The organism is Bartonella sp. MR168JLCBS (genome assembly GCF_042194175.1).
This window is the reverse complement of the sequence record NZ_JBHIMP010000077.1, coordinates 1-270: the sequence shown is the minus strand read 5'-3', so window position 1 is coordinate 270 and position 270 is coordinate 1. Positions and strand designations below refer to the sequence as shown.

The window sequence follows — 270 nt, the reverse complement described above, 5'->3', positions numbered from 1 at the left end:
TTATTGCTGCACGTGATTTTGGCTGGATTAGTTTTGAAGAAGCTATTACGCGTGTTGAATGTACATTAAACTCTCTTGCAAAAATGGAAAAGTTCCGTGGTCACCTCTATAATTGGTACGAAACGGATACACTCAAACCTCTTTTGCCAACTTATGTGTCAACAGTTGATTCAGGAAATCTTGCTGGCCATTTAGTGACACTCTCTTCTGCCTTAAGTGAATGGGCTAAAACACCTCATATTTTTTTGCAAAGTGATCGTATGGGCTTAT

At 38.9% G+C, this 270-nt stretch carries 1 protein-coding gene; it reads left to right on the top strand.

The features are described from left to right. The coding region (locus ACFIK8_RS09190) for a hypothetical protein (protein ID WP_375669245.1) at positions 1-270 on the top strand (270 nt) is incomplete at both ends.